The organism is Xenorhabdus anantnagensis (genome assembly GCF_028598555.1).
GTDB classification, from domain to species: domain Bacteria; phylum Pseudomonadota; class Gammaproteobacteria; order Enterobacterales; family Enterobacteriaceae; genus Xenorhabdus; species Xenorhabdus anantnagensis.
This window is the reverse complement of the sequence record NZ_JAQRFN010000009.1, coordinates 127,424-151,197: the sequence shown is the minus strand read 5'-3', so window position 1 is coordinate 151,197 and position 23,774 is coordinate 127,424. Positions and strand designations below refer to the sequence as shown.

General features: G+C 42.3%; 24 protein-coding genes and 1 tRNA gene. 12 read left to right on the top strand and 13 right to left on the bottom strand.

Translation table 11 applies throughout. The features are described 5' to 3' along the window. Nucleotides 1-20 precede the first annotated feature (20 nt). Entirely contained in the window at nt 21-650 is a 630-nt protein-coding gene (locus tag PSI14_RS09260; RefSeq protein ID WP_273575635.1) for a class I SAM-dependent methyltransferase, read from the bottom strand. Nucleotides 651-953: 303 nt separating this feature from the next. Between PSI14_RS09260 and PSI14_RS09255 the strand changes: the two genes are divergently transcribed. Both PSI14_RS09255 and PSI14_RS09250 read left to right on the top strand, forming a co-directional pair. Further along, nucleotides 954-1,148, top strand: coding sequence for a hypothetical protein (locus tag PSI14_RS09255; protein WP_273575634.1), 195 nt, complete (start codon nt 954-956; stop codon nt 1,146-1,148). 6 nt (nt 1,149-1,154) lie between these two features. Continuing rightward, nucleotides 1,155-2,342 carry an MFS transporter gene (locus PSI14_RS09250; RefSeq protein WP_273575633.1) on the top strand — a complete coding sequence of 396 codons (1,188 nt, stop codon included), beginning with the start codon at nt 1,155-1,157 and terminating at the stop codon, nt 2,340-2,342. Between the two features lie 559 nt (nt 2,343-2,901). On the opposite strand, the gene PSI14_RS09245 is transcribed toward PSI14_RS09250, so the two are convergent. Continuing rightward, the gene (locus PSI14_RS09245; RefSeq protein WP_273575632.1) at nt 2,902-3,864 is read right to left on the bottom strand and encodes an MFS transporter; all 963 of its coding nucleotides are present in this window, start codon (nt 3,862-3,864) and stop codon (nt 2,902-2,904) included. Nucleotides 3,865-4,091: 227 nt separating this feature from the next. Here PSI14_RS09245 and PSI14_RS09240 point away from each other — a divergent pair, with 227 nt between their 5' ends. After that, entirely contained in the window at nt 4,092-4,307 is a 216-nt protein-coding gene (locus PSI14_RS09240; RefSeq protein ID WP_273575631.1) for a hypothetical protein, read from the top strand. 18 nt (nt 4,308-4,325) lie between these two features. Next, nucleotides 4,326-4,595, top strand: coding sequence for a hypothetical protein (locus PSI14_RS09235; RefSeq protein ID WP_273575630.1), 270 nt, complete (start codon nt 4,326-4,328; stop codon nt 4,593-4,595). On the opposite strand, the gene PSI14_RS20160 is transcribed toward PSI14_RS09235, so the two are convergent. From PSI14_RS20160 to PSI14_RS09210, 6 genes are all read right to left on the bottom strand, one after another. Then, nucleotides 4,530-4,670, bottom strand: coding sequence for an IS1 family transposase (locus tag PSI14_RS20160; RefSeq protein WP_370688839.1), 141 nt, complete (start codon nt 4,668-4,670; stop codon nt 4,530-4,532). The genes PSI14_RS09235 and PSI14_RS20160 overlap by 66 nt on opposite strands. A gap of 181 nt (nt 4,671-4,851) precedes the next feature. After that, entirely contained in the window at nt 4,852-5,625 is a 774-nt protein-coding gene (locus PSI14_RS09230) for an amino acid ABC transporter substrate-binding protein (protein ID WP_273575629.1), read from the bottom strand. A gap of 49 nt (nt 5,626-5,674) precedes the next feature. Beyond that, nucleotides 5,675-6,439: an amino acid ABC transporter ATP-binding protein gene (locus tag PSI14_RS09225; protein WP_273575628.1), complete on the bottom strand. Its 765-nt coding sequence runs from the start codon at nt 6,437-6,439 to the stop codon at nt 5,675-5,677. Then, nucleotides 6,417-7,136: an amino acid ABC transporter permease gene (locus PSI14_RS09220; protein ID WP_273575627.1), complete on the bottom strand. Its 720-nt coding sequence runs from the start codon at nt 7,134-7,136 to the stop codon at nt 6,417-6,419. The genes PSI14_RS09225 and PSI14_RS09220 overlap by 23 nt, the downstream gene beginning before the upstream one ends. Before the next feature lie 520 nt (nt 7,137-7,656). Next, complete coding sequence (locus tag PSI14_RS09215; RefSeq protein WP_273575626.1) at nt 7,657-8,430, bottom strand: amino acid ABC transporter substrate-binding protein; 774 nt, start codon at nt 8,428-8,430, stop codon at nt 7,657-7,659. Between the two features lie 157 nt (nt 8,431-8,587). Beyond that, nucleotides 8,588-9,529 carry an omptin family outer membrane protease gene (locus PSI14_RS09210; protein ID WP_273575625.1) on the bottom strand — a complete coding sequence of 314 codons (942 nt, stop codon included), beginning with the start codon at nt 9,527-9,529 and terminating at the stop codon, nt 8,588-8,590. Between the two features lie 548 nt (nt 9,530-10,077). Between PSI14_RS09210 and PSI14_RS09205 the strand changes: the two genes are divergently transcribed. Next, nucleotides 10,078-10,782: an AzlC family ABC transporter permease gene (locus tag PSI14_RS09205; RefSeq protein WP_273575624.1), complete on the top strand. Its 705-nt coding sequence runs from the start codon at nt 10,078-10,080 to the stop codon at nt 10,780-10,782. Further along, nucleotides 10,779-11,111 carry a hypothetical protein gene (locus PSI14_RS09200; protein ID WP_273575623.1) on the top strand — a complete coding sequence of 111 codons (333 nt, stop codon included), beginning with the start codon at nt 10,779-10,781 and terminating at the stop codon, nt 11,109-11,111. Before PSI14_RS09205 ends, PSI14_RS09200 begins: the two co-directional genes overlap by 4 nt. An 87-nt stretch (nt 11,112-11,198) precedes the next feature. Here PSI14_RS09200 and PSI14_RS09195 read toward each other — a convergent pair whose 3' ends face one another. From PSI14_RS09195 to pepA, 3 genes are all read right to left on the bottom strand, one after another. Further along, complete coding sequence (locus PSI14_RS09195; protein WP_273575622.1) at nt 11,199-14,096, bottom strand: valine--tRNA ligase; 2,898 nt, start codon at nt 14,094-14,096, stop codon at nt 11,199-11,201. Nucleotides 14,097-14,109: 13 nt separating this feature from the next. Beyond that, a complete protein-coding gene (locus PSI14_RS09190) occupies nt 14,110-14,571 on the bottom strand; it encodes a DNA polymerase III subunit chi (protein WP_273575621.1) in 462 nt (153 codons plus the stop codon). Nucleotides 14,572-14,711: 140 nt separating this feature from the next. Continuing rightward, nucleotides 14,712-16,220, bottom strand: coding sequence for a leucyl aminopeptidase (gene pepA, locus PSI14_RS09185; protein ID WP_273575620.1), 1,509 nt, complete (start codon nt 16,218-16,220; stop codon nt 14,712-14,714). Nucleotides 16,221-16,500: 280 nt separating this feature from the next. Here pepA and lptF point away from each other — a divergent pair, with 280 nt between their 5' ends. Both lptF and lptG read left to right on the top strand, forming a co-directional pair. Further along, on the top strand, nt 16,501-17,601 hold the full coding sequence (gene lptF, locus PSI14_RS09180; protein ID WP_273575619.1) for an LPS export ABC transporter permease LptF: 1,101 nt from the start codon (nt 16,501-16,503) through the stop codon (nt 17,599-17,601). Then, nucleotides 17,601-18,680 carry an LPS export ABC transporter permease LptG gene (gene lptG / locus PSI14_RS09175; RefSeq protein WP_273575659.1) on the top strand — a complete coding sequence of 360 codons (1,080 nt, stop codon included), beginning with the start codon at nt 17,601-17,603 and terminating at the stop codon, nt 18,678-18,680. Before lptF ends, lptG begins: the two co-directional genes overlap by 1 nt. Before the next feature lie 102 nt (nt 18,681-18,782). On the opposite strand, the gene ampH is transcribed toward lptG, so the two are convergent. After that, nucleotides 18,783-20,000 carry a D-alanyl-D-alanine-carboxypeptidase/endopeptidase AmpH gene (ampH, locus tag PSI14_RS09170; protein ID WP_273575618.1) on the bottom strand — a complete coding sequence of 406 codons (1,218 nt, stop codon included), beginning with the start codon at nt 19,998-20,000 and terminating at the stop codon, nt 18,783-18,785. Between the two features lie 384 nt (nt 20,001-20,384). Between ampH and PSI14_RS09165 the strand changes: the two genes are divergently transcribed. The 4 genes from PSI14_RS09165 (at nt 20,385) to PSI14_RS09150 (ending at nt 22,981) form a co-directional block, all read left to right on the top strand. Further along, a tRNA-Leu gene (locus PSI14_RS09165) sits at nt 20,385-20,469 on the top strand. A 263-nt stretch (nt 20,470-20,732) separates the two neighbouring features. After that, complete coding sequence (locus PSI14_RS09160) at nt 20,733-21,260, top strand: P-loop NTPase family protein (protein ID WP_273575617.1); 528 nt, start codon at nt 20,733-20,735, stop codon at nt 21,258-21,260. A 213-nt stretch (nt 21,261-21,473) separates the two neighbouring features. Next, complete coding sequence (locus PSI14_RS09155; protein ID WP_273575616.1) at nt 21,474-22,067, top strand: KwaA family protein; 594 nt, start codon at nt 21,474-21,476, stop codon at nt 22,065-22,067. 2 nt (nt 22,068-22,069) lie between these two features. Next, nucleotides 22,070-22,981, top strand: a complete 912-nt coding sequence (locus PSI14_RS09150; protein WP_273575615.1) for a Kiwa anti-phage protein KwaB-like domain-containing protein — start codon at nt 22,070-22,072, stop codon at nt 22,979-22,981. Here the strand turns inward: PSI14_RS09150 and PSI14_RS09145 are convergent. Further along, nucleotides 22,928-23,569 carry a LysR family transcriptional regulator gene (locus tag PSI14_RS09145; RefSeq protein WP_273575614.1) on the bottom strand — a complete coding sequence of 214 codons (642 nt, stop codon included), beginning with the start codon at nt 23,567-23,569 and terminating at the stop codon, nt 22,928-22,930. The two genes, PSI14_RS09150 and PSI14_RS09145, sit on opposite strands and share 54 nt — an antisense overlap. Nucleotides 23,570-23,774 lie beyond the last annotated feature (205 nt).

The window sequence follows — 23,774 nt, the reverse complement described above, 5'->3', positions numbered from 1 at the left end:
GTGTTTCCTTGTCCTGATCGTCAAATGAGTTTATGGGCAATAATTAGCGTCATTTCTCCAAATGGAGTTGGGATTTGTCGGGTATCCAGACGAGCGGGGTGATTGGCTTTTAACGCCTCTTCAATCTGATTTGATTCGATAGAAAGTTGTCCATTTGCCAGTTCAGCCGGGAGGCGGCCCAAGACATGAAACTCAGGTTGAGTGCGTTCTTGATTCAGTGATTCGTGAAAACTAATCAATGTTCCGCCGGGGGACAATGATGTCCAAAGCCTATTTAAACAATATTGAAGATTGGTAGCAAAATAGAGAGACATAGAAGCTAATATTATTTGATAAGGACCACCAAAAAGGGTGGTGTTCATATCACCAGGAAGAAATTTTATGGACTGAGAGTGATTAGATTCATCAAATCCAGCCGCATCTATCAATTGCATTTGTATCGCTGTACAACAGTGAGGCAAATCAAACAATGTGATCTTGCTTTGTGGGTGAATAGCTAAAATATCTAGGGCTAGCTTCGCTGAGCCTGCACCAACATCAAGGAAATGCCGTCCATCTTGCCAATTAAGTTCATTGCAAGCATGAACGAGAATAAACCCCATTAATAGCATGTGTTGAAGCCAATCAAATTGATAACCGCCCCGTTTCAAAATTGTCTTGCCTATCCAATATCACTATAGGGATAGTGGTATTGCCCGATATAAAACACGGAACAATCCGATATCAAATGACGAACAAGCCAGATTTGCGTTCACAGAATGATAAAAATTAGCTCGTCGTTTGATATTTTTACTACCTGCCCTCCTTTTAAATATCTAACCGTATATTGAAGGCCTTATTATTTGCTCACGGGACAGATAAAGAGAAAGTGGAGGGACCACAATGAAATTACCACCGCTTGTCGAGCCTGCACCTCACTTAGATAAAGAGGAAAAAGTGGCTATCTCAATCTGATGGGAAGGAAGAAGGATGTCATTATCCGTGGAGGAGTCAATATTAGTCCTACTCAGATTGAGAAACTGATGACTAATCATCCGGGTATTGTCAATGCTGCATGTATTGCCATTCCTGATAGGGATTTAGATATGTTATCAGAATTGACTCAAGCCTCTAATATTGAAAATACATCGGTGCATCGGAGGGGGTAAACGTATATGGCGATTCAAAATGAAACCCATAATAAAAAGACAGAGTTATCGCTGGGATTTCTTTTAATACTGGCGATGGCACTGCCTATGCTGATTCTTTATGCCAGTGGGGCATTAGCGCCCTTTATGTTAAAGGAGGGTGAGATTGACCGCGAACTTCTGGGGGGATTTACACTAGCCGCATTTGGTGTATCTGCTATTTTATCCTTACCCGCTGGGAAGTGGGTGAAAAAGTTAGGTATCCGTTGGGCAAGTATTATGTTGTTTTTGCTCACTGGTGGAGCATTTGCAGCATTGGTTCTGGCAAATCATCCTTGGCTGATGATACTGGCAATAGCAGTCTGCGGTATTGCGCAGGCTTTGGCGAATCCAATGACCAACCAGGCCATTGCGACGCAGGTGACTCCTACACATAAATCGTTCATGGTGGGATTAAAGCAATCAGGGGTTCAACTCTCCGCATTGGTGGCAGGGACGATTTTGCCATGGATTGCAGCGCAATGGGGATGGCGGGTAGCGTTAGGTGCTATTGTGCCAGTGTGTCTACTTATGGCGATTTTAGCTGCGACCCGTAACTGGCAGCCAAAATTGATTGTTCCACAGATGAAATCCCGCAAGACAGCGCAATTGAACACAATAAGTATGCTGATGTTAATGCAAGGTTGTGTTGGTATTGTGTTGGCAGCCTTTATTACTCAAGTACCGATGTTTGCTTCTCAATTGGGAATGCCTCTTAGTCAGGCTGCATTTCTTATCACGTTATTCGGGCTGATGGGTTGGATCTCTCGTTTAGTGCTGACACCTCTAGCAAGTCGTTTTAAGCAGGAATCCGACTTATTGGCTTTATTGTTTGTATTCGCATTTCTTGCATTAATTGCGACATTTAATGCCACTGCACAGAACCTCTGGCTGATTTATGTAGGGGTGATTGGGATTGGCTGTACTCTTGTAGCAAGCAATGCTCTGGCGATGTCTATGATTCTTCAGCATGATTGTTTTGGAGATATACCCACTGCATCTGGACGAGTTTCCTTTGCATTTTTTGGTGGGCTGGCATTGGGAGCACTGCTTTTCCAGTGGATGGTAGCTTATTTCGGATCGATATGGGCAGGAATGGTGTTCATGTTGATACTGTTAAGCTTCAGTTTTCTTGCAGTACTCCGTTTACGCTGGTCTTTGTCACAGATCATGTAAGTAGAAAACACTCATGATGAGCTTCGATTACCAGAAATTGATTCATAAACTGGCGGTATCTGTGGCTAAGATTGAAAAACAGATTGCGCCCCGTTTTCCTTTATATCGACTTATCGATAGCCCGTCATGGGTAACATCATCTCGTGGTTCTTGGATTGCTGGATTCTGGGCGGGGAGTTGTTGGCTAGCGGGTTATTTCTCAAATCACTCTACCTTGATATCCCGTACCCAATTCCGTTGGGATCAAATACAGGCAGGGAAACATGTTCAGTCTGTATTTCGGGCGATGAATGCTTGGTACGGATTCGGTCCAGCTTTGCGTTTAGTGAATGATGCTCAGGCTGGCGAACTTATCTTCCAATTTCAAGAAAAATTGAGTCAGACTTTTGCCCCTTGGCAGGGATTTCCTGTTGGGGCTGAAATGGGAGGAGGAAAACATGGAAACAATCGCCTATCAACAGATCCTTGTGCCGCATTAGTTGCGTTAGGTGTACATCATAATTGGCAGGAAATGCCACAAGCACATGCCCGATTAACTGTCCGTCAATTAATTCACTCTTCAGGAAAATTTTATACCTACAGTGATTTTATAGGTGTTGCTTATCGCAAGGTATATCAGACTCAACAAACCGAAGAAAAATCCAATAATCATGAGTCGGCCTGCGTGCTTAGTGGTGAAATTAGTGAATATAACTTGTCCTGCTGCCATACTGATCATGGATGAAGTCAACAGTTCTCCACTCCCTTTTAAAGCCTCTTGAGTAGAAAACCCTAGTTGATCCTGTAATCTGAGTCCGGTGGTCTGCTGGAGAATGCCATAAACCAGTAAGACGCAGAATATTATCGAAGCAAAGGGCAAAATTGGGTTGAGTGGCTGGGGAAATGAAGAAAAAGGAAGAGTTGTATTCTGTGATACATTGGATAATGGATTTGTTTTCAGATAACGGTGTCCCAAGCTAATGATGAGCATAATTATCCCCAAAATAAACAGCGCTGATGGAAATTGTGTTATGCCGGAACTCATTGCAAGATAGCCACCGATAATGCTGCCAAAGCCGAATGTTGCGCCAATAAACCCCATTCCCGAAAGACGCTCGTGGTGTGAAGTTTGGTTTGCAACATACGCTTGTGCACTGGGCATAAGACCAGCGACACCAACAGACTGAGTGAGCCTTAACAGAAAAAACAAGCAAAAAAGCGTTGGAATAGTGATTTCAAGGGATGTTTGAAATTTAATCAATCCAGAAGCTAATATCAGAAATAATGCAGTACTAACAATTCCGATGATTACAGGTGCTTTTTGCCCATGTTTATTTGTATAACGACCCCAAAAGGGAGCAAAAATCATCATACTAAGAGCAGAGACAGAAAGTAATATTCCTGTCAACAACTCACTGATTCCCATAGTGCGCCCTATAATTGGGAAACCAATCATAAATAGGCTGTGTGCTATAGCGTTTCCAAGAAGCATTATCATCAGAGGAAATAATGAAAAATAATGAGTCGGTAATTTAATCGACATGATACATTTCCTTACTGAGATAATTGGCTCGATAGGTAACAGGGGTGCAACCTTCATGTTGACGAAATAAAAGCTATATTCCATCATTTTTATTTATATAAAATTTAAGAGAAATGTAACAAATAATGTTCTTTTGAAAAATCAAAGTGGTTGTTTTTATATTTCAGCGCAAAAGTATTTCTGTCAATGATGATAGCTAGGCATTACTTTATTATGAGGTGATAAAAATGAGAGATATTCATGAGATTGCTAATGTATATGCGAAACACTTAGCAGGACAGAAAGTATATTCAGTTGAGACCTGGAATTATAGCAACACACCTAAACTTGCACCTTATAAATCGGATCAAGTACGTGTAGAGGCTAATGAGGATATGCAGTGGGAAATACATGGCGATATCAAGAAGACAGAATGCTGGAGATTAGACCACACACATTCATGAGGTTATAAGCCTCTGTTGATGAAAAGAGGAACAGCGTATTGGACACAATCCTGCCAGTATATTGGTGCTGCCGGTATTTTATTGCTTGATGGTAATAAACTGAGATTACATATAGTTTATCTAGGAGAAATATTTAATAGGATTAAATACGATATAGATGACAGCTCACTTCTTGAGGATTATAAATCAACCTCTAGAAGTGATGTTATATTAGCTAATATATCAGGGAGCCTTGATTATAATTATTTCATTAAACTTAATGAATATGAAAAACCTCTGGATAACTGAGGTGCCCAATCGATTAATTCGGTTACGTACAGTTAAATTTTCACTCTCGATACGTTGTGTGAAACTTTTTCCTATAAGGTGCTTGATTTATACTTTCAATATACCCAATGAATTTCAAGGTGCGTCGCGGCGGCAAGGGAGCGAATCCCCGGAAGCATAGATAACTCTATGTTCATAACAACGGTGACCGGGGTGAGTGAGCGCAGCCAACAAAGAGGCAACTTGAAAGACGAAGGGTATAGGTAAGTTCCCTGATTTACTTAGAAATATCCACTCCAAAATACTTCTCGGAGATACGGGCATAAGTGCCGTCATCTTTTATCTCTTGCAGTGCTTTATTAATTGCTTCGACCAGTTCCGGATCGCCTTTGCGCAGTAAAACGGCTGATTTACTTGCATCGGTTTTCTCGGCGACAATTCTCACCGGAGCATTAGGGCGTTGTTTTTTGAAATCAAGGAATGACAGGCGATCATTCAATGTGGCATCCGCGCGTCCGGTGGCGACCAGATCAATGGCCTGGTTAAAACCATCCGTACTGACTAACGTGGCTCCATAAGATGTAGCCAGTTGGCCGTAATTACTGGTCAGAGATTGCGCTGAACGCTTTCCTTTAATATCCGCGAAGGTCTTAATATCATTGTTATTGTTGCGGGTGATTAACACAACTTGAGAGGTTGTGTAGGGAATGGAGAAACTGAATTTTGCTTCGCGCTCTGGGGTGATGCCCACTTGATTGATAACGGCATCAAAACGCTTGGCATCCAGCCCGGCAATCAAACCATCCCATTTAACTTCCATAAATTCAGATTTGACATTCAAACGACGGGCGATTTCCCGTGCGATATCCACATCAAAGCCGGTTAATTTATTGCTGGAATCATGATAGGTGAAAGGTGGATAAGTGCCTTCTGTACCAACCTTAAAAACACCAGAGGCTTTTATCGCATCGAAATCTTTGCCAGCATAACTGGGGGCAGAAATAGCAATGGCAGCCGCGCCCGCCAGTAACAAATTCAAAAATTTTTTCATTATGCTTCTCCGAATAAATGATGTTGCTGATATTAAACGTGACTGCTTGCTAAATTTCCCAATCAGGTAAGGTTTCTGTCAGGGTTGAGATAAACTCGACAGTACGCACCTTACTGGGGCGGGTGAAGATGGTTTTTGCCGGGCCTGATTCAATAATATTGCCGGATTCCAGAAACACGACATTATGGGCAAGATTGGCCGCCAAACGTAAATCGTGCGTTGCCATTAACATGGTGGTGCCTTCTCCTGCCAGTTGCTTCAAAACGGAAACAACTTCTTTGGATAACTCAGGATCGAGTGCTGACGTTGGTTCATCACACAGCAGTACTTTGGGCGAAGGAGCCATTGCTCTGGCGATTGCTACACGCTGTTGTTGGCCTCCCGATAGAGTGCTTGGCCAAACATCCGCCTTGTGGGACATACCGACTTTTTCCAGCAACGCCAGCGCTCGTTCTCTGGCGCGTTCGCGTGACCATTTCTGTACCCAAATCAGTCCTTCCATAATATTTTCAATCACCGTCAGATGCGGGAAAAGCTGGAAGTTCTGGAATACCATACCGGTTTGCAGGCTAAAGCGCTGAATTTCCCGATGGGGTAGCCGTTCTTTACCGTTAAACGTAATCTGCTCCTTGCCAATTTCCAGTTTGCCAGCCTGTGGTATCTCCAACAGATTAATACAACGCAACAAGGTACTTTTCCCGCTACCGGAAGGGCCAATAAGTGCCGTCAGGCTGCCTTCTTTAATAGTCAGGCTAATATTTTTCAGCACCTTTTGCCCGTCGAAACTTTTTTCAATGTTGGTGAGCTGAATCATTTTTGCCTTCCTTATTGCTGTTTTGTTGGTTACTGCCGTTTTGTTGGGAGAATTTCTTTTCCAACCGGACTTGCAGTGCTGACAACACCGAGCTCAAGAGGAGATAGAGAATGGCGGCTTCGGTATACAAGATGAGTGGTTGATAGGTAACGGCAGCGATGCGCTGTGCGGCTAAAAACATTTCTGGCACAGTAATGACGGAAGCCAGGGAGGTATCTTTTACCAGTGAAATAAAAGTATTGGACAGGGGAGGGATTGAAACCCTTGCCGCCTGAGGCAGCACGATCCTGTGCATTGACTGCCACCAACTCATGCCGATAGAGTGAGAGGCTTCCCATTGCCCCTTGGGAACCGAAGTTAGTGCGGCGCGGATGACTTCTGAGGTATAGGCACCAACATTCAGGGTAAAGCCGATAATAGCAGCAGTGAAGGCTTCCAATGTAATACCTGCGCTGGGCAGGGCGTAGAAGATCAGAAAGAGTTGCACCAACAGTGGTGTACCGCGAATCAGCCAAACATAAAACCGAACCACTGCAACCAGTGGCTTAGGCCCATACAGCCTGATTAAAGCAACAACAAACCCCAATGAAATTCCAAGTACGAAAGTAATCAGAGTGAGAGGAATAGTAAATGTGAGACCTGCGTAAAGCATCGGCCAAAGGGAATCCAACGCTAAACTGAGCCAATCTGGGGTCATAAATTCATCCTGATAGATAGATATTAAAAATACGTTTATTTTTTATAGGGTTGTTTTAATGATGATATGGCAAGAAAAGGTGAACGTTATATACAATAAAGTTATAGCTTAGAACGTTAGAATTGGTTAGTTATATCGGTACATTTGGCAAAAGATAGAATAATAAATAATAGTTTTTATTTAACATAAAGGTTTGGTTGAAATAAATAACCTTATTAATTTTTCCATATGAAAGGTTTAAACCACCGACTTTAGTCGGTCAGCTTTAGCTGCGATATTGTGTTACACGAGAGTGAAATATGGAACAGAAATGGCAGTCACACGGTTTTTCAGATTGGTATGGGTAATAAAAAAAACTGATAGCTGGAGTAATTATATAGGGTATGAATTAGTTCGTCATTTTAAACCAAACCCAGATGATAACTTTAGGCTGACCAATTGACGCATCGTTCAGCCGATGCGTATCCGGACTTTCAGTCCGTTAATCACTAACCCACCTACTTTAGTAGGTGGTTGTTGATTATTCAGAATTTCCCTCAGAAAAATATTTATCCCAAATTCGTTGATAAGTACCATCCGCTTTTATCTCAGTAATGGCTTTATCTACTGCGGCTTTTAATTCAGTATCACTTTTACGCAGCAATACAGCGGTTTTTGCCGCCTGAGTATCCGCAACAACAATTTTTACCGGCGCATCCGGGCGATGTTTTTTGTAATCGAGATAAGAAAGTTTATCGTTGATTGTTGCATCTGCCCGGCCAGTGTTTACCAGTTCTATTTCCTGACTGAAGCCATTAGTGCCGATGATTATTGCACCGTAGTTGCGAGCAATCTGGGCAAAGTTATTGGTCAGGGTATGTGCTGATTTTTTTCCTTTTAAGTCGCTGAACGTCTTAATGTCATTATTATCTTTTCGAGTAATCAGCACGGCTTCTGAAACCACATAAGGCAGGGAGAAGCTGTATTTTTTCTCGCGCTCTGGTGTAATGGCGATTTGGTTCATTACTGCATCGGAACGCCCGGCATCAAGGCCACTAATCAAACCATCCCATTTACCTTCAATAAATTCCGGTTTTACTTTCATGCGTAATGCAATTTCACGACCGATTTCTACATCAAATCCAGACAATTTCCCAGAGGCATCATGATAGCTGAATGGCGCATAGGCACCTTCTGTCCCAATTCTGAATATTCCCGTGGATTGAATGTTATCAAGGGTGGATTGTGCATAAGCAAGATGAGAGATATTTAGTTGGAAGATGCTTACCAGTAGTATACTTATGATGATTTTCATTATATCTCCGAAGGCTAATATTAAAAATGATGTTTGCTATCATAACGGTGGTGACAAAGCCTTCGTATATAAAATAAAGTTATATTCTATTCATTTGTTTACTTCTATTAATAGAAGTAAACATTTAACAGGTGCCTTTGGCACCTGTTTTATTAAATTAAAAGCGATATTGAATACCCGCTGTAATATTATAGTTAGCATTTGCAATACCTGCTGAATTTCCGCCGTCGTAAAAATACTCTTCTGTTTTCCGATCAAATGATTCCGTATCTCCTTTACCTTGTGTAAATTTATTCCAGCTAAGTTCTGTAAATATTTTAGTATTAGGATGAATATAATATCCTACATTAAGAGTGGCAGAATAGTAGCGTGATTTATTGGTTTTATCTCGGAAAGTAAATCTGCGCAAATAATGCTCATCATTATCTTTTGCTTGAACCCACGGGCTGAATTTTAGCAATCCATTAAATTCAAGATCGTGATAACGGTATTGCCCGATTAATCCTATATAGGGAGCACTGAATTTTTGTTTATAACCAATTACTGGACCATTATCATGAACTAGATAATACTTGTCTTTTGAAAGACTGCTTTCATATAAGCCATACATTCCAATTGCAGTCCAACTAAATCGGGTTTGCTGGTAACCTAATACGCCCCCGAAATTGTAATTAGGTTTCTTTAGTAACCAGCCTTTTAAATTAATATCGAATTCATTGGCATAATTTAGGTTTGTGTTGGAATGGCTCCAGTTAGTCCACATTGCTTTTTTAGGACGCATCCAATCATAATCGTCCATACCGCTATGGCTTGATTTCAATGTTATCCAGCCACGCGCGTTCAGTGTTAAATTTGGCAGGGCATCCCACGAAATATCACCTTTGATAATAGGTGCATTATTAATTTTCCAATTTAGCTCACTATTTTTATGTCCAGTATCGGAGTTATAGATGTATTCGTCTGCTTGGCCCCAAAGCCCTCCTAGTGAAGTGGTGACTGATACACTATCTGGGTTGAAGTTCAGAGATGCGGCAGTTGCAGTTGTGATATATGCTAAAGTTAACGGTATGATGCATATGGTAATTTTATATTTTTTCATGATTTATTTCTTCCTGATGATAAAAATAAATATTAAATTTATTTAAATTAATTATTTATTGAGATGTAATATATTCAGGTGAATAAGAAATGTTTTTAATTTTCATGTTTTTTATTGTGTAAGGTATAGTGAGGTTTTTATCATGCTTTTTATAAATGTTCCACTATAAAATTTGCTATGTTTTAATTAAATGGAATTCATTAAAAAAGATAATTGTTGTGGTTGGTTTGTTTTCAGTGATTAAGATTTGTTTTGTATTTTCATTATTATTTTATCGTGGCATGTAATGAGATCCTAGTTTTTATTAGGTTATTGGTTTGAGTATTTAAATGTCTGAATGTTTCAATATTTACTACTGTTGGATCGATTTTTACTCATTAATAATTGATAAATTGTTCTTATATTGAAGGATGTCACAGATATTAATAAACAGACTATTATACTATTAGGTTTATTATATCTTATTTTTCAATCGGATAACTTGTTGGATATATCATTATGATGATATTAGTCGATTACTCTACAATTTTAAATATAGGTGCCAAGTGTTGAATCCGTTCTTTAGAAAAGGCATGGTCGATTCTTTGCCTGTTTGTGTCTCCTTTTTTCTTATGTTTGCTTCGATTGGTGCTCTTTATCAGAGTCATGGTGTTCCATTAATGGAAACACTGGTCGGATCATTGTTGATATATGCCGCACCGTTACAGGTGGCTGCGGTAGGTTATCTGACGGATGGGGCGGTATTCTCTGTTATCATCTTGGCATTGTTAATTAATTTCCGCTTTTTCCTGATGGCAATGGTAATGTCACAGTATTTTCATGGTATCCCAAAGCGAAAAATCCTGCTGTCAATGCTAGGGTTCAGTGCCAGTACTTATACGGTGACGCATTCACATCTCTCTGCGGAAAATATTACGGATGGAAAATCCCAATTTCATTTTTATTTAGGGGTTGCAGTCCCCTGCTTTGTAATTACATTTTGTGCCACTTTGTTGGGGTATGTCTCGGCAGAACACCTGAATTATGAATCCGTTTCACTGTTTTTAGTGATGTTGGTTCCTATTCATTTCGCGTCTCTGACAGCCAAGCGTTCCGGTAAAGATATGTCCGTATTGGCGACGGTCATGGGTGGGTTGTGCGCACCGTTATTGAATGAAGTGGATATGAAAGTCATGGATCTGGTCATCCCTATTTTATGCGGAATAGGAATTGCATTATGGGAGCGGAAAATTAGACAGGATAAGACATCATGATGCTGCTGATAGTATTAATGGGAATGATAAGTCTTATATTAAGAACAGCGCCTTTCTTGATGAATAACAATCGGTTATTCAAAGGTAAGAGCTTGCTGATTACTTCACTGGATTATGCCATCTGTTTTATTCTGGGTACGATTATTGTCAATATATCATTAAATAATTTATCCATTAGTGAATTAATCGAACAGTTTAATATTAAATATACGCTTGCATTATTGACGGTTATTTTGGCTTATTTTATTAGCAAATATACTCATTCGATATTGAAAAGCTTGGTTCTGTCATTGGCGTTCTTTATATTGATGCAATTTCTGTTGATGTAATATAGATTGGTGTGGCTTGTAAAATTAAAAAGCCACTGCAAATAAAATTGCAGTGGCTTTACATGAATAAATTTCAACTAAGAAAAATTACAGAGCAGCGATAGTCTCTTTCTGCGTCAGTAATTTTTCTTTCGCTGCATTGTTAGTCGCCAGACGCTCGCGCTCTTTAGCAACAACGGCTTCCGGTGCACGGCTGACAAATCCTTCGTTAGCCAGCTTGACTTCAATGCTGTTGATCTCTTTATCCAGTTTCTCGATTTCTTTATCCAGACGTACCAATTCTGCATCTTTATCGATCAGACCTGCCATTGGGATCAGCACTTCTGCCCCATTGATCAGTTTGGTGACAGAAACAGGCGCTTCTTCTCCTGCTGCCACTACGGTAACGGAAGCAAGACGGCCCATCGCCTGAATGAAGTTGAGGTTTTCAGCCACGCGGCGTTGTGCATTGTCATTCGCATCACGCAGCAGAACTTCCAGCGGCTTGCTTGGTGCAATATTCATTTCTGCGCGAATATTACGTACCGCAATGATTGCTTCCTTGATCCACTCCAGATCGTCCAGTGCCAGTTCATCAACTTTCGTCTGATCAAATTCAGGGAAAGATTGCAGCATGATGGTATCGGCATCAATGCCTTTGACCACTTTCACACGTTGCCAGATGGTTTCTGTAATGAATGGAATGATTGGATGTGCCAGACGCAGCAAACCTTCCAACACTTCAATCAGCGTGTGGCGAGCCGCACGGACTTCCGCTTCTGATCCTTTGTTAATAGCTGGTTTTGACAGTTCCAGATACCAGTCACAAAATTGGTTCCACGTGAATTCGTAAAGAATGTTCGCAGCGATGTCGAAACGGTAGGTATCCAGCGCTTCGCGGTAGGCTTTAACTGTCTGGTTGAATTCTGCCAGAATCCAGCGATCTGCCAGTGACAGCGACATTTCACCACCGTTCTGGCCGCAATCCTGCCCTTCAGTGTTCATCAGCACGAAGCGGCTGGCGTTCCACAGCTTGTTACAGAAGTTGCGATAACCTTGCAGACGCTTCATATCCCAGTTGATATCACGACCGGTAGAAGCCAGAGCTGCCAGTGTGAAACGCAGGGCATCAGTGCCGTGGGCTTCGATGCCTTCCGGGAACTGTTTTTCAGTACGCTTGCGGATTTTCTCAGCCAGTTGTGGCTGCATCATATTGCCGGTACGTTTTTCCAGCAGTGTTTCCAGTGAGATACCATCGATCATATCCAGAGGATCGATAACGTTCCCTTTGGATTTCGACATCTTCTGGCCTTCATCATCGCGGATCAGACCTGTCATGTAGACTGTCTTGAATGGCACTTGCGGCTTGCCATTTTCATCTTTGATGAAATGCATGGTCATCATGATCATGCGGGCAATCCAGAAGAAGATGATGTCGAAGCCACTGACCAGCACATTGGTTGGATGGAAGGTTTTCAGCGCCTCAGTCTGCTCAGGCCAGCCGAGTGTGGAGAATGTCCACAGGCCAGAGGAGAACCAAGTATCCAGTACGTCTTCGTCCTGGGTCAGGGTGATATCTGTGCCCAGATTGTTTTCACGGCGAACTTCTTCTTCATCGCGGCCAACATAGACGTTGCCTTGTGCGTCATACCATGCCGGAATGCGATGGCCCCACCATAATTGACGGGAGATACACCAATCCTGAATATCACGCATCCAAGAGTAGTACATGTTTTCGTACTGTTTTGGTACGAACTGGATATCACCGTTCTCAACTGCTTCAATCGCTACTTTTGCCAGTGGTGCGGTGCGGACGTACCATTGGTCAGTCAGCATCGGCTCGATAACTACACCGCCACGGTCGCCGTAAGGAACGGTCAGGTCATGAGGTTTGATTTCAACCAGCAGGCCCTGTTTTTCGAACTCTGCCACAATCGCTTTACGGGCAGCAAAACGCTCCATACCGCGATATTCAGCAGGGATATCAGATGAATACACATCAGAAGCTTCACCATTGGTGTCGAATACTTCTGCGGTTTCACGGATATCGCCGTCAAAGGTCAGGATGTTGATCATCGGCAGGTTGTGGCGTTTACCGACTTCGCAGTCATTGAAATCGTGGGCTGGGGTGATTTTCACGCAGCCCGTGCCTTTTTCCATATCTGCGTGTTCATCGCCAACGATAGGAATGCGGCGGTTCACCAATGGTAGAAGGATTTCTTTGCCGATCAGATCCTTGTAACGCGGATCTTCCGGGTTAACCGCAACGCCGGTATCCCCCAGCATGGTTTCTGGCCGGGTTGTGGCAACAATCAGGTATTCTTTGCCTTCTGCGGTCTTAGCACCGTCAGCCAACGGATAGCGCAGGTGCCACATGGAACCTTTTACTTCACGGTTTTCGACTTCCAGATCAGAAATCGCCGTGCGCAGTTTCGGATCCCAGTTAACCAGACGCTTGCCACGGTAAATCAGATCTTCTTGATACAGGCGGACGAAGGCTTCTTTAACCGCTTTGGACAGGCCCTCATCCATGGTGAAGCGCTCACGCTCCCAATCCACGGAGTTACCCAGACGACGCATCTGGTTGGAGATATTGCCACCCGATTCTGCTTTCCATTGCCAAATTTTGTCGATAAAGGCTTCACGACCGTAATCATGGCGGGTTTTACCTTCTTCCGACGCGATCTTGCGCTCAACAACCATTTGAGTTGCGATGCCTGCGTGGTCAGTTCCCGCTTGCCACAGGGTATTTTTCCCCTGCATGCGTTGGTAACGCACCATGGTATCCATAATCGTCTGCTGGAATGCGTGCCCCATATGCAGGCTGCCGGTAACGTTTGGTGGCGGAATGACGATGCAGAAACTTTCACGGCTGGTATCGCCATTCGGCTTGAAGTAACCACTCTGTTCCCAGTGGCTATAAAGAGGTTGCTCTATCTCTGTCGGGTTGTACGTTTTATCGAGAGATGGCTCAGATTGCGTTTGATTAGCGGGTGTCTTTTCCATTGTGTCTTGATATTTAATAGGTTGGCGGGGTTGCCATGGTCAAATTAAAGCCGACGCCACGATAAGATTTATATCGTTCGCGCGCTAACTGTTTCAGATTTTCATCAATAGGAACGAAGTCTATCACTTCATGGAAAGCTGTGGCAAAGTCTGCAAAATGAGGAAGCAGTGTCACCAGCACATCGCGGGGAGCATTGCCTCTTTTTTGTGGCCAGCACAATTCTACAGGTGCGCCATAACGAGGGCCTTCTCCGGCAAGATTGTGCGGTACAAATTGACTCGGCTCCCGTTGCCATAATGCTTCGTCCAATTTTTCGGCCTGTTGCTGACTTTCACAAGCAATCAGAACCCGCTTCCCTGCACGCCATTGGTCAGCAGCAAGCTGACATGCCAGCCATTCATGTGGCTGTAGATCATCTGACGATGATTGTTCCAGTAACTGGTTTTCCAACAAATAGAAAGTGGCGTTTTTCATAGTTTCTTGGTTGCAAGATTACGGGAAATAGTGACGGAAAAGGGTATTGCAACTGCAATACCCTTAATTCCATTTATTCCCTCAATACCTTTGTGCCATATTTTTATCGAGCTTATCGAATAAAATATGAGGCCGGGACATTAATCATCAGAATTCAATCCTGAACGATTTAACAGGAATTGTGACAGGAGCGCAACCGGACGACCTGTTGCTCCTTTCGCTTTACCTGAACGCCATGCTGTACCAGCAACATCCAAATGTGCCCAGTTGTATTTGGTGGCGAAGCGGGACAAGAATGCCCCTGCGGTAATTGCGCCACCAGAACGTCCGCACGCGTTTACCATATCCGCAAAATTGGATTCTAGCTGTTCGGTATATTCATCACCCAACGGCAGACGCCATGCGCGATCTCCTGCTTGCTCTGAAGCATTCAGCAGCTCATGCGCCAGTGGATTATGGTTGGACATCAGGCCCGTGTAGTGACCGCCCAGTGCGACGACACAAGCGCCTGTCAGGGTTGCCACATCAACGACCAATTCCGGTTCAAAACGCTCAACATAAGTCAGCGCATCACACAGTACCAAACGGCCTTCCGCATCGGTGTTTGTCACTTCAACAGTCTGACCGGACATGGTGGTCAAAACATCTCCGGGACGATAAGCTCGCCCGCCGGGCATGTTTTCACAGCCTGCCAGAACGCCGACGATATTGATTGGCAATTCCAGCTCGGCAACAACACGCATGACGCCATAAACAGAAGCTGCGCCGCACATGTCATATTTCATCTCATCCATGCTTTCGGATGGCTTGATGGAGATACCGCCGGAATCAAAAGTCAGCCCTTTTCCCACCAGTACGATAGGTTTCGCATTGGCATCTTTGCTGCCTTTATATTCCATGACTGCCATCAAAGATTCATTCTGCGAACCTTGACCAACCGCCAGATAAGAATTCATGCCCAACTCTTTCATCTGCTCTTCACCAATCACTTTGGTTGTCAGATTGATAGTATTGTCAGCAAGCTGGCGTGCCTGTGATGCCAAATAGGCGGCATTACAGATATTGGGTGGCATATTGGCCAGATCTTTCGTTGCCTTGATGCCTGATGCAATGGCAAGACCGTGCTTAATGGCACGTTCACCGCTGGTCAGTTCACGGCGGGTCGGTACATTGAACACCATTTTGCGCAGTGGACGGCGCAGTTCATTTTTGTTGCTCTTGAGTTGATCGAAAACATACAGTGACTCTTTGGCTGTCTCGACTGCCTGACGTACTTTCCAATAATTGTTGCGTCCCTTCACATGCAATTCTGTCAAGAAACAAACTGCTTCCATTGAACCGGTTTCATTGAGGGTACTGATCGTTTTCTGGATAATTTGCTTATACTGGCGTTCGTCCAGTTCACGCTCTTTTCCACAACCAACCAGCAAAATACGTTCAGACAATACATTAGGAACATGATGCAGCAATAAGGTTTGACCTACCTTGCCTTCAAGTTCACCACGGCGCAATAAAGCACTGATATAGCCGTTACTTATTTTGTCAAGTTGCTCTGCGATAGGGGAAAGGCGGCGGGGTTCAAACACGCCGACAATAATACAGGCACTACGCTGTTTCTCCGGGCTACCGCTCTTTACACTAAACTCCATGCGTTCTCCTGAATCTTAAAGACAAAGACGGATACAATCGCTAAAATATCGCGTTGCGCATTAATTCATCCCAAAGAAAAGTAACTGTTATGTTAAGCTAAGCATATTATTTTTTGGTACTTAGCTAACGATAAGTATGTTCTAATCGGGAACCAATATATGGGATGCTTTGGTATCATTTTAGCTATGGGGAAGCCAAATTGATTCATATAAATGGTAGATATACGACGAAGTTAGCGACTTTCCTGCAAAAAGACAAGTTTTCACAGGCGTAATAAGCGTGATCATCATTAGATATCTAGTACGGGAAACCCTGAAAAGCCAAATCGCAATACTTTTCATCTTATTGCTGATCTTTTTCAGTCAGAAATTAGTTGAGGTATTGAGTGCGGCGGTAGAAGGAAATATTCCTGCAAATTTGGTTCTATCGTTGTTAGGTTTAGGTGTGCCAGATATGGTGCAGCTTATTTTGCCCCTGAGTTTATTTCTCGGGGTATTAATGACGTTCAGTAAACTCTATACCGAAAGTGAAATCACCGTTATGCATGCCTGTGGGTTGGGCAAAAGTGCATTGGTGAAATCAGCTCTTATTCTGGCTCTACTTACATCAGCGTTGGCGGCTGCCAACGTTATCTGGTTCACTCCGTGGTCTTCCAAATATAAAGAACAAGTCGTGGCGGATGTAAAAGCCAATCCAAGCCTGGCAGCAATCATGGAAGGGCAGTTCAAGCCTTCTCGTGATGGCAACATGGTGCTTTATATCGGCAATGTGAAGGGCAATACGTTCGAAAATGTTTTTCTGGCTCAGCTCCGCCCAGCGAATGACCAACGTCCTTCTATAGTGCTTGCGGATGGCGGACATATGGAAGAGCGCCCGAATGGTAACCAAGTAGCGGTACTCCATAAGGGGACGCGTTATGAAGGTACGGCGCAGTTGCGTGATTTCCGCATTACTGAGTTTAAGGATTATCAGGCAGTGATTGGGCATCAACGCGCAGATATCGATGGCAATAAAGTTGAACAAAAATCGATTGAGCAGCTTTGGCATGACACTGACAATGATTCCCGTTCAGAATTTCACTGGCGCCTGACGTTGATTGTCTCGGTGCTGATCATGGCACTGATGGTCGTTCCTTTGAGTGCCGTGAATCCGCGTCAGGGGCGGATACTCAGTATGCTGCCAGCCATGTTGCTTTACCTGATTTTCTTCCTGCTGCAAAGTTCCCTGCGTTCCAATGGGGGGAAAGGCAAACTTGATCCTATGTTCTGGATGTGGCTGGTCAACGGCGCGTATTTTGCCTTGGCTGTGGTGCTTAATCTGTGGGATACCGTACCCATGCGCAAACTGCGTTCACGCTTTAAGAGTCAAGGAGCGTCATGATGTTTGGGGTATTGGATAGATATATCGGACGGACAATCCTGCAAACCATCCTGATGACTTTGTTTATGCTGGTATCCCTTTCCGGCATCATCAAATTTGTCGATCAGCTGCGCAAGGTCGGGCAAGGGGAATATACCGCATTTTCTGCCGGTATTTACACATTGTTGAGTATTCCCAAAGATATTCAGATTTTCTTTCCCATGGCCGCCTTGCTCGGGGCGCTATTGGGCTTGGGAGCACTGGCAACGCGCAGTGAGCTGGTGGTGATGCAGGCTTCCGGCTTTACCCGCCTGCAAGTGGCGGGTTCTGTCATGAAAACAGCAATCCCACTGGTTTTGCTGACGATGGTCATCGGTGAGTGGGTTGCTCCACAAGGAGAGCAGCTCGCCCGTAATTATCGCTCCCAAAAAATGTTCGGCGGCTCACTGATGTCCACGACCAAAGGTTTGTGGGCGAAGGATGGGCAGGACTTTGTCTACATAAAGAGCGTGGGCAAGGATAATTCTCTGAATGGCATCAGCATCTATCATATTGATGAAAATAAAAAATTGCTGTCCGTTAGATATGCTGCTTCGGCGGTATATGACAAGGATAACCATCAATGGAAATTATCTCAGGTTGAAGAGTCTGATTTAATGCAGGATGGGCGAATCACGGGATCACAGCGTTTATCGGCAGAATGGAAAAGCCGGCTGACACCTGAAAAGCTGGGAGTGGTTTCCCTTGATCCTGAGGCGCTCTCTATTCGTGATTTGCATCAATACATCACATATCTGAAGCAGGGGCAGCAAGATGCCGGACGTTACCAGCTCAATATGTGGAAAAAGGTTTTTGCACCGTTATCGGTTGCTGTGATGATGCTGATGGCACTTTCTTTTATTTTCGGGCCACTACGCAGCGTGCCAATGGGATTCAGGGTTGTTGTGGGGATCAGCATGGGCTTTGTTTTCTATGTTTTGAATGAGATATTCGGCCCGCTCAGTCTGGTTTATAGCATGCCGCCGATATTGGGGGCACTGTTGCCAAGTTTGTTGTTCTTTGGAGTGAGTGTTTACTTACTCTTGCATAAGAAAACGTAACAGACTGAATTTCATTACACTTGTTTTTCTATCATGACCAATCAGAGTATTAGCTGTGTAATACTCTGATTGGTATCTGGCATTATTTTATTAATAACGAAACTAAATTTGATTATGATTGCGCGCCAAAGCTGCAACTAACTCATTAACCCCACTCGTCACACGGCTAAATTTACTTTGCTCCTTACGTGTCATCACCACAAATACACCGATATTTCGTTCAGGTATCATCGCCATATAGGAATTAAATCCGCCACCGCCACCAGTTTTCTGGTAAATGCCGGGAACATCGCCTTTGGCCTCCATATATACCCAGCCAAGCCCGATACCATCCGCCAGACCTGCTACATCCATCCCTTTGATTGATGTCAGATCGGTGCGTTTAAAGTAGATACCTTGTTCACGGCTGGCAGTCTGTTTTCTCAATTGATTATGGGAAGATAAAAACTGCTGCATCCAGCGCTGCATATCTGCGGGGGTGGAATAAATTCCGCCACTGCCCGCAGCGGCAATGGTATTTACGCAAGGGCTAGGTTTAAACCCTGCCATCAAACGGGCACATTGGGATTGCGAGGGTGTCAGTGTTGTATCCTTCATGTGATAAGGGCGGGTGACCTCCTCTTGCAACAGGCGGGTATAGGGTTTTCTCGTTGCTTTGGAAAGGGCATCAGCCAATAAATCATAGGCCAGATTGGAATAAGAAGCCGTCGTGCCGGGCGTGGCATCTAACCCTGCGGTTTGCAGCCAAGCCCAGCGATTTGATTGAGTCGGCCAAATAAACACAGGGCGTCCCCATTTCCCACCCGGTTGTTCTCGTGGTAATCCGCTGGTATGGCTTGCCAGATGATACAGCCGGATTGGCTGACCTGCACCATAATCCGGCACATGAACACCGGAGTAAGTGTACTTTTGAAGCGGATCAGTAGTCTTAAGACGTTTCTTCTGTGCCAACTTAATCATGACCTCACTGGTCATCAATTTAGTAATAGAAGCAATACGAATTAAAGAGTCCTGCCGTGGCCGAACGCCGCTCCCTGGATAAGTTTCCCCAAAACTGCGATGCACAACCTGATTATTGTCGATCACCACTATTACCATTCCCAAAGGATTGCCTTCATCAAAGATGGATTGCGAATATTGATCGACCAACGCGGTAACCATTTTCTTGATCTTGTCATTATCCTCGAAAACTTCCCACTTTGCCGGTTGCACATTGAATTGCTGAAATTTGCTCTGGTATGAATTATTAGAATCCGCACAAGCTGACATCACCCATATCAGGGCGGAAACTGTACACAGTTTATATAGCCGTTTTTTCATTTTTGGATTAACCAATCAGGGAGCATTCAAGTGGGGAAAGTAAAGCCGTTATTTTTTTTTCTTAAATATCGTGATAATGGCACCGATAACGATACCGACTAAGATACCTGTGAAAATCCAACTGATAATAGTCATGATAATTTACCTCATAGCAGTGTATTGTTTGGAATTATATAAGGAGTTTGTAGGTTGTCTATTGGCAGGACAGAATTGTGAGAGAGGAATTTTGCGATGCAGTGGTAAAGAAGGTTATGTTTTGAACTGCATTGGTCAAAAAAAGCCATGAATGATTCTTTTTTCGGCATTTGAACAAAATTGAAAGGATAAGTGTTGCGAACGTTCTTCTTACAGGTATAATCACCCCCGTTCTCCGAACCCTTCAGTGCCGAAGTGGCGAAATCGGTAGACGCAGTTGATTCAAAATCAACCGCCTTCGGGTGTGCCGGTTCGAGTCCGGCCTTCGGCACCATATAAATTAAGACGCTAAAAGAAAGCGTCTTTTTTTATGTCTGAAATTCAGGTTTTGCTAAGTTTTTCATAAAAATCAGCTATCTACATCGTTATGAATTTAATAATATCAACGCGTTATGTATGTACCTGTGCATAGATGCTGTGATTCACAATTAAATTGAACTCACTATTTTTACGTGTTTTACATATGAAAAATTGGGCGCCTCATTAATGTCAGTGTTACTGATTACAGAGGTGAATCTATAACTACTGGAGGCTGTTATGAAACTTTCGGATTTGGGTAATAGAATTTGCATTGTGGGGCCTTCGAATAGCGGTAAGTCCACGCTTGCTAATGCCATCTCCATAAAATGTAATTTAAAAGTAATTCATCTGGATCAGCTTTTTCATCTACCAAATACAAATTGGCAGGCACGCCCCGTAGATGAATTCATCTCATTGCATGACATGGCAATAAAAGAGGAAAGTTGGGTCATAGACGGGAACTATAGAAAATGTCTGCCGCAGCGCCTATCCAGAGCAACAGGCGTTATTTTATTAGATATCTCGACACCATCAAGCCTGCTGCGTTATGCAAACAGAACTCTTTTCCAACATAGCCGCCATGGTGGTTTGGAAGGCAATAAAGACAGCATCAAATGGGAAATGATCCATCATATTACTGTTGTCACACCAAAAAGCAGAAAACGTTATGCTGCATTGTTTAAGCAATTAACTATACCTAAGATTAAACTGACTTCTATTAAAGAAATTAAGAAACAGTTTGATGGATGGGGGCTTATTCGATGATTTTTAAAAAAATATCATATCGATTCGATTTTATATCAGGAGTTTTACTCATCTATCGGGCATAGAATCGCCGAATTCAGGGCTATTTGGATGTATTTTTCTATATTGTCACTATAGTTAATATTTAAAGCTTATGGGTCAAGAAAGCACTGGAACGAAAGAGGTACAAGAACGGCTTACTTAACCATGCATAATATCTAGAAGGAGGAGGGTATGAAACCAAGGTTACTTATAGCATTTGCCATATTTCTTGGCTCATATTTGCCATTAAGTACGATCCTCCTTGTACAGGATTATGATAAGAAAAAAGCGACAGGAAATTTTTGCTTGAATATTTTTTTCAGTGATTCCTGTCAGTTACCTTTACATAAATCTTATTTGTCATTGGGATTTCTTATTATATGTTTGATATGTTTTGTGTTTTCGTGGCTGACTCTTATGTTGACAGGTTCTGAAGGGCAAACAATTAAAGTTATTTCAGCAAAGTATACCCCCGCAGACTTAATGAATTATGTCTTACCTTATATTGTATCATTCATGAGTATTGATTATTTGCAAGATACAAAATTCTTCGGCTTTATCATTTTCTTAATATGGTTATTCTGGTTGTCTTATAAATCAGGGCAGGTGATTTTGAATCCAATGCTAATTGTTTTTAACTGGAGAATGTATGAAATAACATACAGATTTCCCGGTGGGAAAGATGAATTCACTGGGATCGTGCTTGCAAATAAGGATATCCAGCCTAATATTGAGTATGAGTCGCAAAATGTACAGTCAGTTATTGTTATAAATCAAAGGCCTTGATTATGCTTAATAGGTTGCAAAATTTTAATATTGATGATGCATCTTTAACTCTATGGGTTTATCGGAAAAGTATACGAAATTCTGCTGTCCATTATACAGGATGGTGGGTCAGTGTTTCTGATGAATTAAGAAAAGAATTCAATAGCTTCATCAGTGAAGAAAGATGCAAATATAGTGAAGTGATAAATTACGGACTATTGTCTCAGAATAATGAAAGTAGTCTGCTTCACATTGGAGCGAATGAAACTGAAGCACAAAAATTGATTGATTGTTCATCTAACCAGATTCAGGATAAGAAAGCTAAGGATATAAAGGATATTGCAAATTGTAATTTTTACTCTGTTAAATTAGTTCATAATGATGTGGTTCTTTATTGTGTGAAAAAAACGGATGCATCCTGGAAGACGAAAAAGAAAAAAGGTATAAAATCACTTATTTATAAAGATTATACGTTAACAATTGATAACGAACCAAAATTTAATATAGCAATGGATTTTGATTTTTTTATCCTTGAAGGGGATCTTCTTATCAAAGATAAAAGGATATTTGAATCCATTCTTAGCTACAAACAGGCGTATTTAAGAAACCTTACTGAACTTACTAATGAAGCAGAGTTTAATCGTATATTTACTGATACATTGCCACTTGTGACATATGTGGGAAATAATGCTATGCAACTAAGAAGAGCCTTAGCAATAAGAGAGAAAGGATATTATAAAAATACCTCATTCATGAAAAGCTTAAGGCTACACGCTGAAAAATTCAAACTTAACATACAGTTTGATAAAGAGGGGAAAATAATAGCAAAGGATGATAGTTGTGCTGATATTTTTCAGGCTCTGTTAGATCACCGTTTACAATCACACTATCCCGAACATCTGTATGATGTGCCGAATGCACTGCTTGTTCGATAAAAATATATCTCCAGATTTATAAAGGTAGCGATGATCAAAATTCCTACCCTGAGCACAAAACTCAATCCCGACAATACATCCGAAAAAGTCTCGCCAAATGTTCTCAAATAACCTGCGATAATAAGTACCTTTCGGTGTTGGCATTGTCCAGTCACAATCAGTTAATTCCTCTAGACAGGTTACATGTGTTTTTGGATGCCCTTTTCGTACAATCACTTTATACTCTTTTCCCATCAACTTTTCGAAGCTCAATTCTGCACCTAAACTGCCGGGATAATAGGTATTCACGGTAAAATCCAATTCACCTTGTCTGAGTTGAGGTAGCATAGCCAATAATTGCCCCTCTATTCGAAGTTCCTCAAGTATTAAACTCGCGTGTTGTAGAAAACCTTTCCCACATTCCGTTAAATGAATACCTTGGTTACTGCGGATAAATAATTTGGCACCGAGGGAGTCTTCCAGCTCGCGTATTGATTTAGTCAAAGCTGGTTGGGAGAGTGACAAAAAACGACTGGTAGCTCTGATACTGCCATGACGATTGATTTCAACAAAAGCACGTAGTTGATTGAGTTTTATCGGTGTTGCCATTGTTCTCTCTCACGATAACTTTTAATTATATAGGCAAAGTTAATTGTATCTTATTTAAATGAAATTTATTGTCTACATTATAAGTTAGTAATAAAAATCAGCTCCTGATCAAAGATTTTAAATATTTCCAATTTTTAAAGAAAAAATAATTTAATTGAAATAAAGCTGATTTGATCTATTAGCCTTAATCAAGGTTAACGAAATA

What these genes read in the sequence shown, in the direction of transcription:
- PSI14_RS09210 (WP_273575625.1), bottom strand. Translation starts at nt 9,529, where the DNA reads ATGAAAAAATATAAAATTACCATATGCATCATACCGTTAACTTTAGCA.
- PSI14_RS09220 (WP_273575627.1), bottom strand. Translation starts at nt 7,136, where the DNA reads ATGACCCCAGATTGGCTCAGTTTAGCGTTGGATTCCCTTTGGCCGATG.
- PSI14_RS09225 (WP_273575628.1), bottom strand. Translation starts at nt 6,439, where the DNA reads ATGATTCAGCTCACCAACATTGAAAAAAGTTTCGACGGGCAAAAGGTG.
- PSI14_RS09195 (WP_273575622.1), bottom strand. Translation starts at nt 14,096, where the DNA reads ATGGAAAAGACACCCGCTAATCAAACGCAATCTGAGCCATCTCTCGAT.
- PSI14_RS09145 (WP_273575614.1), bottom strand. Translation starts at nt 23,569, where the DNA reads ATGGCAACACCGATAAAACTCAATCAACTACGTGCTTTTGTTGAAATC.
- PSI14_RS09160 (WP_273575617.1), top strand. Translation starts at nt 20,733, where the DNA reads ATGAAACTTTCGGATTTGGGTAATAGAATTTGCATTGTGGGGCCTTCG.
- PSI14_RS09155 (WP_273575616.1), top strand. Translation starts at nt 21,474, where the DNA reads ATGAAACCAAGGTTACTTATAGCATTTGCCATATTTCTTGGCTCATAT.
- PSI14_RS09255 (WP_273575634.1), top strand. Translation starts at nt 954, where the DNA reads ATGGGAAGGAAGAAGGATGTCATTATCCGTGGAGGAGTCAATATTAGT.
- PSI14_RS09235 (WP_273575630.1), top strand. Translation starts at nt 4,326, where the DNA reads ATGAAAAGAGGAACAGCGTATTGGACACAATCCTGCCAGTATATTGGT.
- PSI14_RS09190 (WP_273575621.1), bottom strand. Translation starts at nt 14,571, where the DNA reads ATGAAAAACGCCACTTTCTATTTGTTGGAAAACCAGTTACTGGAACAA.
- ampH (WP_273575618.1), bottom strand. Translation starts at nt 20,000, where the DNA reads ATGAAAAAACGGCTATATAAACTGTGTACAGTTTCCGCCCTGATATGG.
- PSI14_RS09245 (WP_273575632.1), bottom strand. Translation starts at nt 3,864, where the DNA reads ATGTCGATTAAATTACCGACTCATTATTTTTCATTATTTCCTCTGATG.
- PSI14_RS09215 (WP_273575626.1), bottom strand. Translation starts at nt 8,430, where the DNA reads ATGAAAATCATCATAAGTATACTACTGGTAAGCATCTTCCAACTAAAT.
- PSI14_RS09240 (WP_273575631.1), top strand. Translation starts at nt 4,092, where the DNA reads ATGAGAGATATTCATGAGATTGCTAATGTATATGCGAAACACTTAGCA.
- PSI14_RS09250 (WP_273575633.1), top strand. Translation starts at nt 1,155, where the DNA reads ATGGCGATTCAAAATGAAACCCATAATAAAAAGACAGAGTTATCGCTG.
- PSI14_RS09200 (WP_273575623.1), top strand. Translation starts at nt 10,779, where the DNA reads ATGATGCTGCTGATAGTATTAATGGGAATGATAAGTCTTATATTAAGA.
- pepA (WP_273575620.1), bottom strand. Translation starts at nt 16,220, where the DNA reads ATGGAGTTTAGTGTAAAGAGCGGTAGCCCGGAGAAACAGCGTAGTGCC.
- PSI14_RS09150 (WP_273575615.1), top strand. Translation starts at nt 22,070, where the DNA reads ATGCTTAATAGGTTGCAAAATTTTAATATTGATGATGCATCTTTAACT.
- PSI14_RS09230 (WP_273575629.1), bottom strand. Translation starts at nt 5,625, where the DNA reads ATGAAAAAATTTTTGAATTTGTTACTGGCGGGCGCGGCTGCCATTGCT.
- lptG (WP_273575659.1), top strand. Translation starts at nt 17,601, where the DNA reads ATGTTTGGGGTATTGGATAGATATATCGGACGGACAATCCTGCAAACC.